The sequence below is a fragment of the Candidatus Poriferisodalis sp. genome (assembly GCF_965237655.1).
GTDB lineage: Bacteria > Actinomycetota > Acidimicrobiia > Acidimicrobiales > Poriferisodalaceae > Poriferisodalis.
This window is the reverse complement of the sequence record NZ_CBDEGB010000002.1, coordinates 900,847-916,080: the sequence shown is the minus strand read 5'-3', so window position 1 is coordinate 916,080 and position 15,234 is coordinate 900,847. Positions and strand designations below refer to the sequence as shown.

Here is a 15,234-nt window from a genome sequence, read left to right as displayed (position 1 = left end):
TCCAGACGACTTAGCCATCAGAGTGCCGCGGAAGCGATTCCGAGGGCTTCGCGCACGGCGATCTGATCAACTTCGGGAACGGCACCGAAACGGCCCTGCAGGTAGGCCCTTTCAAGATTGAGCGACTTGCGTACCCGTTCTCCCCCGAACTCTGCCAACCCCACGAGGCGGGAAGTGCCATCGGGCTCTTTCTCGGTGAGCCAGACCTCGTCGCGGTTCATGACATTGAGCAGAGAGGTGTCGTGGGTCGTGAAGATCAGCTGTGCCCCGCGAGGATTGGTTTGCGGATCTTGGAATAGCTCGAGGAGCCGGGCTGAGAGCCGCGGATGCAGACTGGCGTCGATCTCGTCGAACAGCAGGACCCGGCCGTCCCGGAGCGCCCCAAGTGCGGGGCCGATGAGGCGGAACCAGGTTTGCGTTCCAGCGGATTCCTGCTCTAGCTCGAATGCGACCGGTTCATCGTCGACGCGGTGCACGAAGCGCAGCCGGCGGCGGGGGCCGGGGCCGCCCTCATCGTCAGTCTCAGTGAGCCGAACGTCGTCGATTCCGGGGTCGGCGAAACGGAGCAGGTCCAGGGGTCGTGCATGGCCTGCGGCTGTACCGAAGAGCTGCTCTTGGCGAACGCCGTGCTCGTCAGTGAACAAGCGCAGCGAAGAAGAGGAAGGGTCGTGCAACGACAGCCGTCGGTGCCACGGCCGGCGCAACCCGAGGGAGCGCATGCCAGCAATGGCACGACCGACACGCCACATTTGCGGGTTCTTGAAGCGGATCGCCGCGGACAGCGCCAGCGTGCTCGGCGTCAGCAACTCTTGAGTTCCACCGGTTTCTTTGAGTCCGCGGCGGAAGCGGATGTCCGTGTCGTGACGTTCAAAGAGCGTTCGTCGCCGTCGCTCGGGATAGCTGTGGAGGCTCTCATAGCGCACAGCGGAGTCCTCGACTTCAAGCTGGTACTCGTATCGGACGCCATCGACGACGATGTCGAGACCGAATAGCGACGGCGTGGTTGGGCCTTTGCCAAATCTGTGGGGATCACGAGGGATGAAGTCGTCCCAGCCGCGCAACGAGGTGGCGACAGCACTGGACAGCCACGCGATCGCATCGAGGAGGTTTGACTTGCCTGAGGCATTGGGTCCGTAGACGCCGGCAACTGTCAGTACCTGTTGCGACAGCAGTTCGAAGCTGCGTGTCGCAGGGCGGTCCTCGTCCACGGCGATCAGGGAGAGTTCGACCGGATCCAGAATCGAGCGATGATTGGAGACCTGAAACCTCAGCAGCATGAGTTGCCTCCTCGCCGGATAATAACACTTTCATACTAGATTTCGCGCAGAATTCTCGAAACTAGTTATATACGTGCACATAAGATACAATTAAGACACGCAAATGCCTGAGGGTGCGCGGCACTCGACCTCGCTGCTGCGGCTCCGCAGCTGTCCGGTGACTGTCACAGGGCCGTCCTAGGGTGCGCTCGTGAACCGCGCTGCCGATGTCGCCGTCGCCGAAAGCGACATCCGACGGCTCGATCCACGTCCTGCGCCGACCAAAGATCCCGCCGCGGTGCCGGTCACGGTCGTGGGTCGGGACGATCTGGGCGAATTCGTCGATGCGCTCCGTGGTTCCGCAGCGCGCGCGGTGGACACCGAGACGGTGTACGAGCCTCGCGAATTGGGGTCGCGCGGCAAGGTCCCCCAGCTATGCGTCATTTCCGCGGCGACCCGTGCTCCCGATGGCACCGAGCGCGCCTGGGTGGTCGATGTCGCCCAGCACGACGGGCCAGAGCTGGCCACGGCGCTCCACGAGGGCCTCCGGGTGCCCGATCTGGCATCCGACGTCTGGAATGCCACCTTCGACGATCGCGTGATCGACACGCATCTCATGGGCCCTGCACAGGCTGCCGGCGCAGCTGTGGGATCACTGCGCTGGTGGGACGCCCAATTGGCCGACGCCCTGCTGCATCAGGGATTGACCGGCTTCGGCTTCTTCCACGGCTTGGCATGGGCAGCCGAGCGCTATCTGGGACTGAGCGTCGAAGGCAAGGCAACCACGCAGCTGTCCTTTGGGGCCAACGGACCGTTGAGCGACCGCCAGGTGGCTTACGCCGCGGCCGACGCTGTCGAGACCCTGTGGGTGTCAGAAGTACTGCGTGACCGGTTGCGCGAAGCGGAGTTGGAAGAGGTGTGCCGGCTCGAGCAGGCAGCCCGGCCATTCCTGGACCGGATGGAGCGGGCGGGCTTGCCGTTTGACGTCCAAGGGTGGGAGGCCGAGCTGGCCGAACTGGCAGCTCGGCGAGTCGACGTGCTCACCCACTTGGCGGACCTGACCGGCGGCGGGCAGGCCGACTTGTTCGGCGGAGGCCTGGAGCCCAACTGGAATCCTGACAGCGAACAGCAGGCCCGCGACGTGTTGAATCGGTTTACCGCCGACCGGGTCGAGGCGTGGACCGCGAAGACCGATGGCCGCGCCCGTGCGCTGGTGCCCACCGATTCGCTGGGCGCTTCGGTGCTGGCAGGCGTCGGCGGCGAACTCTGCACCTCGCTGCTGGCCTACCGCGACCTGTCCAAGACGCTGAGCACCTATGGGCACACGATGGGAGAGCACCTGTGGCCCGACGGCCGTCTCCATCCGGAGTACCTGCAGGTGGTGGGCACGAACACGGGCCGACTGGCCAGCCGCAATCCCAACGCTCAGAACTTCACTCCTCGGCTGAAGCCGTACATGAAGCCGCCGCCAGGGCGGGTATTCGTCTATTCCGATCTGAGCCAAGCTGAGCTGCGGTTCGCCACCCAGCTGGCTGGCGACGAGGGCTTGAGGGCCGCATTCGAGAGAGGGCATGACATTCACACCGCCACCGCCGAGCGAATGTTCGGCGTGCAGATGGACGGTCCTGCGGGACTCGGCGCCCTGGACCGGCCTCGCTACGAGGAATTCCGCACCAAGGCCAAGCGCATCAACTTCGGCATTCTGTACGGGCAGCGCGGCGCGGGGCTGTCGCGTGGGCTCACCGATGCCGGTGTGCCCACTAGTCGCGGCGAAGCCGACGCGCTCATCGAGGCGTATCTGGGCGCCTACCCCGGCATCGCGCAGTGGGTGGACGAACGCGACCGCTTCATCGGGCACTTCGCAGCAACCTCGCTCGATGCCGATTGGCCGTTGACGCTGCAACTGCATGGGCTGTGGCCTCGAACCGATGCGGCCCGCCGCGCGCTGCGCAACCAGCAGCGCCGGCATCACAGCGCAGAAGAGGTTCACGAGGCGGTGCTCGCAGCGGAACGGGCAGCTGCAATCGACGCAGGTCGCTTCGCACAGGGCGGGGAGATTGACCTGCGTGAGGTGGTTGTCGCGGAGGTGGCATGGGCGCTGTCGTTCGCGGCACCGGTGGTCGTTCGGTCCGATGGCTCGCCGCTGTCGTTCAGCTCCCGGACGCCGGCTGGGCGCCGTCAGCAGTTCACGTTCTCGGTGGACTGGGTACTGGGCGAAGCCGCAGCCGTCGTCGGTTGCTCGACCAAGCCTCGGCCCGCTGAGGTGTGGCGCCGGGTGCTGCAGCAATTCGAGCTCGCGCCCCCGACAGCTTCGTCGGGAGAGGCTCTGCGCCCGGCCGTTGACAAGGTGCTCGAGCAGAGGCATGTGCGGCGCGCTGTGGTCGATGAGGTCGGCGTTTCGATGGGCGAAGCCGACCAGCGTTTCCTGCTGCAGCGCGCGCTGCACACCCGGGTCGGCCAGATGGCCAACGCCTACCGCAATGCACCGATCCAAGGCGGCGTGGCTGACGTCATGCTCGACGCCTATGGGCGGCTGGGTGAGATCTTGGAGCAGTATCCGACTGCCGTCGCTGTGCAGACCGTCCACGACAGCGTCGTCATCGAGTGCGACGAGCATGATGCTGCTGCTATCGCCAGCGATGTCAAGGCATCCCTGGAAGCAGCGATGTCGCGCTGGTGCCTCGACGTGCCCACGGTGGCCGACACCGACATCCGGTCAAGCCTGTCGGAAACCTCAATCCTCGAAGCGATCGACTGACGACGCAGCCGGCTCGGCGCGCGACGCCTATGCAACGTCCACGGATTGCGAGCGCTGGCTATTGCCGACATGGGTCATCGCATAGACCGCCATCGCAAGCGTGACGGCAATGCCCATGGTCAAGAACATGCGCTGCACGCCGACCCATTCGGCCAACGCACCTAAGGGCGCAGCTGCGATAGCGAATGCCGCGAACGGCAGCTGCACCAGCGATTGGACGCGGCCCTGGTAGGCCTCATCGGTGGAACGCATGACGATTGTCTGAATCAATGAGATGAACCCGGTAGATGCCGCGCCGACGGCCACCGCGATCAGCATCGCCACTGCATAGCTAGGTGCCCAGCTGAGGGCGATGACCGAGGCGCCGAAACCAAATCCCAGACCGATCAAGATGGTCCCGACACTCGACGAGTCAGCGCGCGACGCAAGCAGTATCGAAGCGATAACGGCACCGGCCGACGCAACCCCAGAGATGAACCCGACATATGCATCGCCATAGCCGAAGACACCTTCCACAAGCGCTGGCATGAATGCGACGTAGTTGAAGCCGAACATGATCACGACAATCGATGTCAGTATCGGCCGGCGGAGCTCGCGGCGGCTCATCGCATACCGGACTCCCTCGCCGATCTCTGCCAATGGTTTGGCGCGGGCATAGCGGGCGATCTGTGACTCGTTGCCTTCGGCCGCCCGCGGTCGATGCGTCTCAGGGAGCTGGAAGAGCAAGAAGCAGCTGAGCGTCGCGATGGCGGTCGAGACGAAGTACGCGCCTGCGAGGCCAAACAGCGCGATTCCCGCCAGTATTCCCGCCAGCGAAGGGGCAATCACGCGGCTCCCGCTCAGCGACAGCGACGAGAGCGTGATCGCGTTGCCCAGACGTTCCCGGCCCACAAGCTCGGTTGTCATCGAGATGCGAGCCGGACCGATCAGGCCGAACATCAGGCCCTGCAGGGCACTGGAGACGAGCAGCATCCAGAACTGGATGACACCGGTCGCGAGGGCCGTGCCCATCCCGAGCGCCGTGAGGACGAGGATGAACTGGCCGACCAGCATGAGGCGTCGCTTCGAGAGCCGATCAGCGGCCACCCCTCCGAACATCGTCGACACCGCCAGGGTGAGCCCGAAGAAGAGGAACACGATGCCGAGAGCCCCTTCGCTCTCGGTGAGATCCCACGCCAGCAGCCCCCGCAGCAGGAACTGCATCTGGATGCTCATAAAGGAGAACACCCCGCTCAGCCATAGTGCCCGGAACGCCGGAACATGCAGCGCTGCGAACGTCCTGGTGCGGTCGTTCGGTCCGGGCCCCGACGATGCCTTGATTTGACCGTCGCTGTCGGCAGGGGGCTGGGCCTGCCCGCCGGGCGCCGTCGTCGCCCGTGATTCCGTCATACCTGTAGCCCCTTCGGACAAGCCGGATGACGACGTTACCGGTTCGCCTGCGCCGGTGAATGGGGCGCGGACGTGGTGTGACCAGCGTTGCGGGCCAGCGTCTCGCAGCCGGCGCTAGCTTCAATTCGGCTCGGATCTGACGTACCAATTCGTGCCACAACCGATACCACCATTCCAGGAGAGTGCCCAAATGCCCCGTCTTGACCTCAGCGGAGCTTCAGCCATCGTCACCGGCGGAGCGTCGGGCATCGGCGAGGCCAGTGCACGCCAGCTGGCCGATGCCGGCGCGCACGTCGTGATCGCCGACCTGCAGGAAGACCTCGGCGCCGAGGTGGCGTCGTCAGTCGGCGGCCTGTTCGTGCGATGTGACGTCACCAGCGTCGACGACGCAAGCGCAGCGGTAGATGCCGCGTCGGAGATGGGGCCGCTGCGAGCGCTCGTCAACTCGGCTGGGCTCGGCCGCGCCGGGCGCACCATCGACCGCAGCAACGTGCCGATGGATCTCGAGCAATTCCGCTTCGTCATCAACGTGAACCTGATCGGCTCGTTCAACATGCTGGCCCAAGCTGCCTCGGCAATGGCCAAGACCGAGCCCGTCGACGGCGACGGATCCCGCGGCGCCGTCGTGAACATGGCCTCGGTTGCCGCGTTCGACGGTCAGATTGGCCAGGCCGCGTACTCCGCCTCGAAGGGCGGTGTGGTGGGCATGACCCTGCCGGTCGCCCGCGACCTGTCCGCCACCGGCATTCGCGTCAACACCATCGCTCCCGGCCTGATCGACACGCCGATTTATGGCGAAGGTGAGCAATCCGACCAGTTCAAGGCGCACCTCGGACAGAGCGTGCTGTTTCCCAAGCGACTCGGCTATGGCGAAGAGCTGGCGTTCATGGTCATGGAGTGCATTACCAACCCGTACATGAACGGCGAGGTGATCCGCGTCGACGGCGGCATCCGGCTCCCCCCGCGCTGATTGGCGCCGTCGCGCCAGGCGCTCAGCCTCTTACAGCTTCGAGGAACTCCGCGACAGCGTCGTTGAAGGCGCCCGGCCGTTCTTGGTTCGCCAGGTGGCCGGCGTCGCCAATCTCCACATAGCGAACATCCGCTATCCCCTCCGCGAGCCGTTGGGAGGCGCGCGGCGGGGTGACCTCGTCGTGTTCGCCGACCACTACGAGCGTCGGCGCAGCGATGCGCTCGAGGTCCGGGTAGTGGTTGGCCTCGGCCATCGAGTCGCACGCCCACTGGTAGCAGGGCATGCGGATCGACGGGATCATCATCTCCGCCACATGCGCCCGCAGCTCGGCGCGCGCACTGGGGCTCACCAGTCGCTGCGCCCGTGCGGCGGCGAAGCCTTCGGCGCCCAGGTCGACGAAGTCTGTGGCCCGCGCTCGCATGGCCTCCGCCTGTTCGGGTTTGGTCCCGGCGCCAGCACTGGAATCGGCCAAGATGAGCGACGACACAGCATTGGGATGCCGCAGGGCGAGGCGCGTCGCGGTGACACCGCCCCACGAGACACCCAGCACGGCAACCGGCCCGTCGGACTCAGCAGCAATCAGCGACGCAGCCGCATCGGCCCAGCCGTCGATGCCAGGGGCGTCTTCGGGATCGGCCGAATAGCGGTATCCGGGAGCGTCCCACGAGACCAGCCGCACTCCGAGCCGCTCGGCAAGCGGACGCTGCCCCAGAAAGGCATCGGCGCACGAGCCGATGCCGTGCAGGCACAGCAGCACAGGTGCATCGTGCGCACCGTATGACCAGCGAAAGATATTGCTCACAGAACTGGGCTCATTGACTCGGGCTCACTGGCTCAAGCGCACCTGCGCCAAGGCGGTGGGCACGCCGGCCACGGGCGCACGAGTCCGGTAAACGCAGCCGCCGTCGGAAGTGCCGCCGCCGGTCACCACGTAGAGATCGCGCATGTCAGCACCGCCAAAGCAGACGCTGGTCACGAATTGGTCGGGCACCGGCACTGCGACGTCCGACTCACCGTCGGGCGTGTAGCGCTGCACCCGGCCGCCTTCGGCCAACGCCACCCACACGCCGCCATCGACATCTACTGCCAAGCCGTCCGGAACCTGACTGTCACGCACGAACTCGCGCCGGTTGGTCACCGAATCGCCGTCCACGTCGGACACCCAGACCCGGCCCGGAATGCTGTCGGAGTGATAGAGCCGGGTGCCGTCGGGCGAAAAGCCAATGCCGTTCGTGAGCCGCACCTCGCCGTAGACCTCGTCCACCGAGCCATCCAGGTTGATGCGGTAGAGCTCGCCGGCTTCATCGGCGGATGACTCGTCGAAGGGGTTGCGACGCAGCGAGCCGACGTAGACGCGGCCCAGCGCATCGGTGTGCATGTCGTTGAAGCCGGCGACTTCAGGCGCAAACAGCACGGTGGAGCCGGCTTCAGTGACGTGCTGGATATTGCGCCCGCTGACGACGACGCCGCCGTCGGCGTGCAGCACCATGCCGCCCACACCTCGCCGCTTGGGAACCACCACCTCGATCTCTCCGCCAGGTGTCCGCCGGCGCACGCCGCCGTTGGGCACATCGGAGAAGTAGAAGTTGTCGTGCTCGTCGACTCGGGGGCCTTCGATGAGCCCCCATCCCGAACTCAGCAGCTCCAGCTCGAACTCAGCGCTCATCGACGTCTCCCCCACTCCAAGTCCTGACGCTCGGCCATCGACCCCGGCCCACAGGCCGGCGGTGTGCGGACCCTAACGAACATGACGTGTGCTGGCGCATAGCTGCTGCCCGAGCAAGAAGGGGCGGGTTTGCGGGATAGCGCAGGGGTGGGAAGCGACGCGGCGTCGGGAACCACCAGCCGCGCTGCTGTGGCATGTATTAGGGAAATAGGGCGGGTTTGCGGGACGGTGCGGAGTTGGGCAGCGACGCGGCGTCGGGAACCACCAGCCGGTAGCGGCCGTCGCGGACGACGACCTGCCAGTTGTGGTCGTGGATGCGGTCGTGGCAGGACCAGCACACCAGCACCAGATTGTCAACCCGCGTCGCGCCGCCACACCTCCAGGGGACGATGTGATGTGCTTCGCAGTCGCTGGGCACTGCACCGCAGCCAATGCACCCGCCGTCGCGGGCGATCAGGGCGCGGCGCTGCGCCGCGGTGGGCGCCCGCCCGGCGGCGGTCTCATAGAGGGGTGTGAGAGGTTTGCCGAACAGCACGACCGAGATGTCGGCGTTGCAGCTGAGGCGATCGATCACGCTGGCGGGGACTGGGCCTGCACCGGCGATCTCGCCCATCCCTCCGCACTCGTCGAGCAGGTCCCCGAGGTCGGCTCGCACGATGATCTCCGTGGATGGCCCCTTGTGCCCCACCGAGCCTGCGCCACCGGAGACCGCACCACCGGACGCAGTGCCGTTCGAGGCCGCGTGGCCACCACCGGAGGCAGTGCTTCCGGGCATCATGTCGCCAGCAGCGGTGTCGCCGGAGGCTGTGTCGCGGGCAGTGGCGGGCGTCGGGGCGGCCTGCGCGAGGATGCGGTCGAGCGCGTCGGCCATGCGTTGATCGCGGGTGCGCACCGCGCCGTCGCCTGTCGAACTGCTGCGTGCTGCATCGTGGAGGGCTGAGTCGTCGGGGCTCGCGGCTGGGCGGGTGCGCTTCAGGCGGCGGTCGGCTTGGCGGAGGCGTTCGGCTTCGGCCCGGACGCGGGCCTGGATGCGGGCACCCATCTCGGCATCGAATGAGCCGCGCATCTGCACAGTTCCGTCGTCACCGTTCCAGAAGCGCACATTGCGGTTGCGCCGGTTGCGACGATGCCGCGCGGCGAGGTCTGCGGCGCTCTGGTGCTGCGCGGTCCAGCGCTTGGAAGCGTGGGCGAACTCGTCGGGCGGCAGCGTCTTGGCCAGATTCACGAGCTCAGCATCGCCCTGCACCGCTTCGGGGCTGGTGTCGCGCGCTGCTCGGGCCAGACGGGCGGCGTTCGCCATGCACATCTCGCCTTGGGTCAGCGCAGATTGAGCAGCGGGCATCTGCTCGAGCTCGGCGGCGGTGCGCACATTGCGCGCCGCGTCTGAGCGCGGGACTGCGGCAATCTGGTGCAGCATTCCGGCACCGCCGTCGCCGTGTCGCTCGCGCCGTGCGATCTGAGACGCCACGGCGGTCTCCAGCGTCTCGAGCTTGGCGCGCAGCGGCTTGGCAAGCCCCAGCGCGTCGCGCAGCTCCCCAGTGGGCGCCGCGTCGACGCGGTCGAGCGCTGCTGCGAGTGAGTCGAGCGCCTGCCGCACCTGAGAGAACATTCGTTCACTCTAGCAGCGCCGTGGCACATATGAACATTTTCATCTCATGAGAATAGTTACAAATATATTACAGTATTTTATATTCCTAATAATTATTTTTCAATCAATTTCAATATCGCCATACGCGCCCACGCCGCGGCCTTGATCACCGCCACCAAGCCCATCGGCAGCCGCACTGACCGCATCGCTCGGCTGATCAGCGGGTGGGGCTGGTCAGCGCGCCGGGCTGAGATCGATCGGCAACCGATGGCCGACCCGGGTGAACAGGTCCTGCAGCATCCGCAGCGTCAGACCCCACACCACCCGGCCGTGCGCGACCTCGATACCGGGGAAGTGCATGTCGGGGCGAGGCGGATAGTGGTAGTCGATGTGGTGGCGGGGATCGGCCAACTCGGCCACCGGCACCCACAGCGCATCGGCGACCTCGTAGTTCAGGGTCAGATCGGGTCGAGCGCCTTCGAGCCAGCACACGTGGGGCGTGACGCGCAGCCCGGAGTTCGACCAGCGAGGGCTGCCCTCGAGGTCGTCGAGCCGGCCGAGCCAGCGAACGCCGCTGTGCGCGGTGATGTCGAATCCGATCTCTTCGCGGCTCTCGCGGACCGCTGTGTCGAACGTGTCATCGTCGTCCGGATCGGTGCGGCCTCCCGGGAATGCCATGTGGCCAGACCACGGGTCGCCGTCACGGGTTGCTCGCTCGATGAAAAGCACCTCAGGGCTGCTGCCGTTGGCTCGCACCACCGCGGCGACTGCGGCGGTCGGACCGTGATGCGGGGTGTCGAGAGTGTGGTTGAGCACCTCGCCCAGGGGCTGCGCCGCGAAGGCGTCGGTGAGACTCGGAACCCCAAGCACAGGGCGAAGCGTAGATCGGCGGTGCGTGACGGCTCCGGGTTCGCCCCCAACGACAGCGGGCTCGGCCGCGATGGCCGCTGCTACCGTCCCCGCGATGACCGCCGCCGACGCCGACACCTCGGGCCCTGACGCCGCGCCTCCTGAGCCTGGCAACTTCGACGATCCAGCCAGCGGCATGGACGCTGCGTCATTCGAAGACTTCGTGGACGAGGTCACGCAGTTCCGCGACACGGTTGTGGCACCGAACGTGTCTCGCTGGGAGGGCGAGAAGCGGATGGCGCCCGAAGCTCTGCGGGAAGCGTCGGGGCTCGGAATGCTGGCGATGGAAGTTCCCACAGCGCTCGGCGGCCTCGGGATGAGCTTCGCCCAGAAGTGCCGCATCGTCGAAGTGCTGAGTGCCGTGTCGATGCCGTTCGCATTCAGCCTCGTCAACACCGCAAACGTGGCCTCACGAGTGGCACAGTTCGGCAGCGATGCCCACCGTGAGCGCTACCTGGCCGACCTCATGGAGGGCCGCCGTTTTGGCTCGTCGGCGCTGACGGAGCCCGGCGCGGGAAGCGACTTCGCCAACATCGCCACCACCGCAACGCCCGTCGAGGGCGGCTGGCGGCTCGACGGTGCCAAGGCCTGGATCACCAACGCCGCTCACTCCGACGTCATCTTCTGTTACGCGCAAACTGAGCCTGGTTCGCGCGGCCGCGGCATGGCGTCGTTCCTGGTGGACGGCACACGGCCGGGCTTCGAACGCCTGCCGCCCTACGAACTCGCCGGCGGCCACCTCATCGGCACGGGGGGTTTCCTACTCGACGGCTATTTCGCCCCGGCCGACGATGTCATTGCGCCGCCCGGGCAAGCCTTCGTGACCGCCCTGTCGGGCATCAACGGGGCCCGGACCTATGTGGCAGCGATGTGCTGCGCGATGGTCGAGGCGACGCTCGCAGGCGCAGTTCGTTTTGGCACCCAGCGTCAGGCCTTCGGGCGGCCGATCATCGAGCACCAAGGGCTCGCGTGGAAACTCGCCGGCGTGCAGAACCGCCTCGAAGCAGCCCGGCTGCTGACGGACCGGGCCATCGATGCGGTCACGGAATCGCTTCGCACCGGCGACGCTTCGGGGGCGATCCTGCCAGCTGCGCATGCCAAGAAATTCGCCACCGAGACCGCCGAAGCCGACATTGCGGCATGCATCCAGGCCATGGGTGCGGAGGGCCTGCGCAGTAGGTACCCGTGGGGCCATCACCTGGCGGGTGCACGCATTGCGAACTACGTGGACGGCAGCACCGAGATCCAGACCGACCGGATTGCGCGTTCGCTGGTCGCCACTTACGCGAAGGACTGAACGGACACGCTCAGCCGAAGGCGCCCTGCTCGCGGAGTGCGTCGATGTCATCCCACGTGTAGCCGTGCTCGAGCAGCACCTCTTCGGTGTGCTGACCGAGCTCTGGCGCGACGGCGCCCGGTTCGAGCGGGGTGGCTGACATGCGGATCGGGGTGCCGATGACAACACGGCTGCCGTCGGGATGTTCCACCCGTTGCAGGTAACCGTTGTCGTACATCGACTGATCGGCGACGATCGACTCGTAGTCGCGGACCAGCCCGTAGCGAACCCCGGCCTCGTCGAGCGTCGCCTCCCAATCACTGATGGTCCTGGTCGGGAACACCTCGTCGATGATGGCGACCAACTCGGCCCTGGCATCGGCGCCCAGCATGAGAGCCATGAACCGCTCGTCTTCGGCAAGATCGGGTCGGTCGAGCAATTGGGCGAAATCGGGCCATTGGGGTCCGGTGCCGCTGAGCAGGTGGATCCAGCCGTCGGCCGCCTCGACGGTGTGGAGCAGGGTCGGGACAATGGCGTGGCCCGAATGGTTGCGCTCCGGGTTGCGGCCGGTCAACAGGGTGTAGGTGATCTCCGACGCCTGGGCGTAGATCATGCCGCCGACGAGCGACACGTCGATCCGTTGCCCTGCACCGGTCTTGTGCCGATGGAGCAACGCGGCCAGAATGCCGGCGACCATGTTCTGGCAGCCGACGTGGTCGGAGATGACTGCCCCGTTGATGATCGGAGGGCTGCCATCGATCCGGGTCGCAAACATGAGCCCGCCTTCGGCCTGACCGGTCATGTCAGCCCCTTCGCGGGCGGACTTCTCGCCGATAGGCCCGAAGCTCGAACCGGCGGCGTACACGAGCCGGGGATTGATGGCTGACAGGTGCTCGTATGACAGACCCCAGGCCTCCATGGTTCCGGGCACGAAGTTGTGGATCAGAACGTCATTTGCCTCGACGAGCCGCTCAATGGTGCTCTTCCCACCTGGGGTGCGAAGGTCGAGGGTGACCGACCGCTTCCCCCGGTTGCACGCTTCGTAGTACGGACTTCGGGGATCGTCCGCGGCAACGGGGATGACCCGACCCAGGTCACCCATGCCCGGCAATTCGATCTTGATGACCGCGGCTCCCATGTCGTGCAGGGTGGCCGCAGCTTGCGGACCCTGCACCAACACGGCCAAGTCCAGCACGGTGTAGTCGTCAAGCGCTCCCATCGCCGGATGGTAACGCCCACCATTCGCGGCAACCTCCCGACGTCTCGCCGTTCGATTCTGGCTTGCCAAACTACGTAGACCACACATCAAAGGACAGTGACCATGTCAGCCGCATCAACGCAGACAGCTTCGGCGGATCTCTATCGGACGATGAGCACGCTGCGGGCCGTGCGCCGTCTTCGCACCGACCCGATTCCCCCCGATGTCCTTGAACGGGTTCTGCAGGCGGCGTGCTGGGCCCCAACTGGAGGCAACCAGCAACCATGGAGAGTGGTCGTCGCTACCGACCCGGCTGTCAAACAAGGATTGTCCGACGTCTACGGGCCAGAGTGGGCGAAGTACACCGGCGGATTCATGAAGCGACTCGAAGGCCTCCCCTCCGACGAAGTCGCCAAGTGGGAGCGGGTCATAGCTGCGGGCGACTACCTCGCCGATCATCTGCATGAGGCCCCAGCGATCCTGCTGTTCTGCGCCAACCCAAAGATGATGGCGATCACCGACGCCAATTTGGATCGGATCAGCATGGTCGGCGGCGGCTCGGTCTACCCGGCAGTGCAGAACCTGATGCTGGCGTGCGCGGCCGAGGGGCTGGGCTGCACCCTCACGACACTGCACTGTTTCCGCGAGGACGAAGTGAAGTCGTTGCTGGGTGTACCCGACGGATGGGCCACGGTCGCGATGGTGCCGATCGGGTACCCGGTCGGCAAGGGCAACGGCCCGATAACTCGACTGCCGCCGGCCGACATGGCCTACCGCGACATGTTCGGTCAGGCCTGGACGAGCTGATCGGCCCAACCGGATTGCGCGTTCGCCTATCGCCACGTGTGCGAAGGACTGAACCCGGATCAACAACCTGTTGCGGCGGCTGCGTTCCGGAATCCGGTATGTCAGGCTCTCACCGTGTTCACAGGGGGTAGGTCATGAGCGAACCACTGGCAACTCCGACATCTCGAGCGCTGTACGAACGTGCGCAGGCGGTGATACCGAAAGGCGTATACGGGCACTACGGGCCAGCTGTGATCGACGACGGCCCGGTCTTCTTCTCCTCCGCAGAGGGTGCCCGTTTCACCGATGCGGACGGCAACTCATACATCGACTGGATGTGTGCCTACGGCCCGAACATCTTGGGCTACAACCACCCGGCGGTCGAGGAGGCCGCCGAAAAGCAGGCCGCCGACGGCAGCACGGTAAGCCTCGCCGCGCCCGTCATGGTGGAACTGGCCGAGGAGCTGATTGACCTCGTGGACGGGGCCGACTGGGCGCTGTTCGGCAAGAACGGTGCCGATGCGACGGGGCTGGCAGTGATGGTTGCCCGCGCGGCAACAGGACGGCGGTACATCCTCAAGATCCAGGGCGGCTATCACGGCTCGGCGCCGTGGATGCAAGCACCTGGCAACACGGGCACGATCGCGGAAGACCAAGCCTTCGTCGTCGAGGTGCCGTGGAATGACGCCGACGCGGTGCAAGCAGCCATCGACGCTCACCCGGGCGACATCGCCTGCTTCATCTCGTCGCCGTACCACCATCCCGTCTTTGCAGACAACGAACTGCCTGCGGACGGCTACTGGGCAGCAGTGGAGACGGCGTGCCGGGCGGCAGGCATCGTCGTAATTCTCGACGACGTTCGCAGCGGGTTCCGGATCGACCTCGCGGGCTCCCATGTCGCCTATGGATTCACACCCGATCTCATGTGCTTCGGCAAGGCGATCGGGAACGGGCACCCCATCGCAGCGCTGGCCGGCAGCGACGCGCTGAAGGAAGCGGCCGGGGAAACGTTCTTCACCGGGACGCAGTTCTTCAATGCGGCACCCATGGCGGCCGCCCTCGCGACGCTGCGGGAGCTTCGGGCCTGCGATGCAGCCGCTGCCGCGACGGAGATCGGCATTCGCCTGGGCCGGGCATTGGCTGATGTGGCGGCAGCACACGGACACGAGCTTCGAGTGACCGGCGTGCCGGCGATGCCGTACCTGCGCGTCGTCGGGCCTGGGGGCGGGCGATTTCATGCGCGGTGGGTTGCCGAGTGCGTTCGGCGGGGCGCCTACCTGATCAGCTATCACAACCACTTCATTTGCACTGCCCACACCGACGACGACATCAAGCGAACGTGCGACATCACGGACGCGGCCTTCGCCGCACTCGACTGACGCCCGACGGGCCAGATCGAACCTGATCGCCCCGCACTACCTGCCCGGCTGCTGCCCTG

The 15,234-nt window shown here is 66.2% G+C and carries 12 protein-coding genes; 5 read left to right on the top strand and 7 right to left on the bottom strand.

The features are described from left to right. Positions 1 to 17 precede the first annotated feature (17 nt). Positions 18 to 1,277: an AAA family ATPase gene (locus tag ACPXYO_RS12350; RefSeq protein WP_423920861.1), complete on the bottom strand. Its 1,260-nt coding sequence runs from the start codon at positions 1,275 to 1,277 to the stop codon at positions 18 to 20. 190 nt (positions 1,278 to 1,467) lie between these two features. Here ACPXYO_RS12350 and ACPXYO_RS12345 point away from each other — a divergent pair, with 190 nt between their 5' ends. Next, the gene (locus tag ACPXYO_RS12345; RefSeq protein WP_423920858.1) at positions 1,468 to 4,014 is read left to right on the top strand and encodes a DNA polymerase; all 2,547 of its coding nucleotides are present in this window, start codon (positions 1,468 to 1,470) and stop codon (positions 4,012 to 4,014) included. A gap of 27 nt (positions 4,015 to 4,041) precedes the next feature. Here ACPXYO_RS12345 and ACPXYO_RS12340 read toward each other — a convergent pair whose 3' ends face one another. Beyond that, positions 4,042 to 5,403, bottom strand: a complete 1,362-nt coding sequence (locus ACPXYO_RS12340) for an MFS transporter (protein WP_423920856.1) — start codon at positions 5,401 to 5,403, stop codon at positions 4,042 to 4,044. 190 nt (positions 5,404 to 5,593) lie between these two features. Here ACPXYO_RS12340 and ACPXYO_RS12335 point away from each other — a divergent pair, with 190 nt between their 5' ends. Then, on the top strand, positions 5,594 to 6,373 hold the full coding sequence (locus ACPXYO_RS12335; protein WP_423920853.1) for an SDR family NAD(P)-dependent oxidoreductase: 780 nt from the start codon (positions 5,594 to 5,596) through the stop codon (positions 6,371 to 6,373). Positions 6,374 to 6,395: 22 nt separating this feature from the next. Here ACPXYO_RS12335 and ACPXYO_RS12330 read toward each other — a convergent pair whose 3' ends face one another. From ACPXYO_RS12330 to ACPXYO_RS12315, 4 genes are all read right to left on the bottom strand, one after another. Beyond that, a complete protein-coding gene (locus ACPXYO_RS12330; RefSeq protein ID WP_423920851.1) occupies positions 6,396 to 7,175 on the bottom strand; it encodes an alpha/beta fold hydrolase in 780 nt (259 codons plus the stop codon). Positions 7,176 to 7,199: 24 nt separating this feature from the next. Next, positions 7,200 to 8,039 (bottom strand): SMP-30/gluconolactonase/LRE family protein, encoded by an 840-nt coding sequence (locus ACPXYO_RS12325; protein WP_423920848.1) that lies wholly within the window; start codon positions 8,037 to 8,039, stop codon positions 7,200 to 7,202. Between the two features lie 199 nt (positions 8,040 to 8,238). After that, positions 8,239 to 9,648: a DUF222 domain-containing protein gene (locus ACPXYO_RS12320; RefSeq protein WP_423920845.1), complete on the bottom strand. Its 1,410-nt coding sequence runs from the start codon at positions 9,646 to 9,648 to the stop codon at positions 8,239 to 8,241. 213 nt (positions 9,649 to 9,861) lie between these two features. Then, positions 9,862 to 10,497, bottom strand: coding sequence for an NUDIX hydrolase (locus ACPXYO_RS12315; protein WP_423920842.1), 636 nt, complete (start codon positions 10,495 to 10,497; stop codon positions 9,862 to 9,864). 94 nt (positions 10,498 to 10,591) lie between these two features. Here ACPXYO_RS12315 and ACPXYO_RS12310 point away from each other — a divergent pair, with 94 nt between their 5' ends. Further along, positions 10,592 to 11,833, top strand: coding sequence for an acyl-CoA dehydrogenase family protein (locus ACPXYO_RS12310; protein ID WP_423920839.1), 1,242 nt, complete (start codon positions 10,592 to 10,594; stop codon positions 11,831 to 11,833). A gap of 10 nt (positions 11,834 to 11,843) precedes the next feature. Here the strand turns inward: ACPXYO_RS12310 and ACPXYO_RS12305 are convergent, their stop codons facing one another. Next, a complete protein-coding gene (locus ACPXYO_RS12305) occupies positions 11,844 to 13,031 on the bottom strand; it encodes a CaiB/BaiF CoA transferase family protein (RefSeq protein WP_423920837.1) in 1,188 nt (395 codons plus the stop codon). Between the two features lie 102 nt (positions 13,032 to 13,133). Between ACPXYO_RS12305 and ACPXYO_RS12300 the strand changes: the two genes are divergently transcribed. Both ACPXYO_RS12300 and ACPXYO_RS12295 read left to right on the top strand, forming a co-directional pair. Next, on the top strand, positions 13,134 to 13,817 hold the full coding sequence (locus ACPXYO_RS12300) for a nitroreductase family protein (protein WP_423920834.1): 684 nt from the start codon (positions 13,134 to 13,136) through the stop codon (positions 13,815 to 13,817). A 134-nt stretch (positions 13,818 to 13,951) separates the two neighbouring features. Continuing rightward, positions 13,952 to 15,175 (top strand): aminotransferase class III-fold pyridoxal phosphate-dependent enzyme, encoded by a 1,224-nt coding sequence (locus tag ACPXYO_RS12295; protein ID WP_423920832.1) that lies wholly within the window; start codon positions 13,952 to 13,954, stop codon positions 15,173 to 15,175. The last annotated feature ends 59 nt before the right edge of the window (positions 15,176 to 15,234 follow it).

Excerpts from the sequence above, each read along its gene's own strand:
- ACPXYO_RS12340 (WP_423920856.1), bottom strand. The coding sequence starts at position 5,403 with ATGACGGAATCACGGGCGACGACGGCGCCCGGCGGGCAGGCCCAGCCC.
- ACPXYO_RS12295 (WP_423920832.1), top strand. The coding sequence starts at position 13,952 with ATGAGCGAACCACTGGCAACTCCGACATCTCGAGCGCTGTACGAACGT.
- ACPXYO_RS12300 (WP_423920834.1), top strand. The coding sequence starts at position 13,134 with ATGTCAGCCGCATCAACGCAGACAGCTTCGGCGGATCTCTATCGGACG.
- ACPXYO_RS12335 (WP_423920853.1), top strand. The coding sequence starts at position 5,594 with ATGCCCCGTCTTGACCTCAGCGGAGCTTCAGCCATCGTCACCGGCGGA.
- ACPXYO_RS12325 (WP_423920848.1), bottom strand. The coding sequence starts at position 8,039 with ATGAGCGCTGAGTTCGAGCTGGAGCTGCTGAGTTCGGGATGGGGGCTC.
- ACPXYO_RS12305 (WP_423920837.1), bottom strand. The coding sequence starts at position 13,031 with ATGGGAGCGCTTGACGACTACACCGTGCTGGACTTGGCCGTGTTGGTG.
- ACPXYO_RS12320 (WP_423920845.1), bottom strand. The coding sequence starts at position 9,648 with ATGTTCTCTCAGGTGCGGCAGGCGCTCGACTCACTCGCAGCAGCGCTC.
- ACPXYO_RS12310 (WP_423920839.1), top strand. The coding sequence starts at position 10,592 with ATGACCGCCGCCGACGCCGACACCTCGGGCCCTGACGCCGCGCCTCCT.
- ACPXYO_RS12350 (WP_423920861.1), bottom strand. The coding sequence starts at position 1,277 with ATGCTGCTGAGGTTTCAGGTCTCCAATCATCGCTCGATTCTGGATCCG.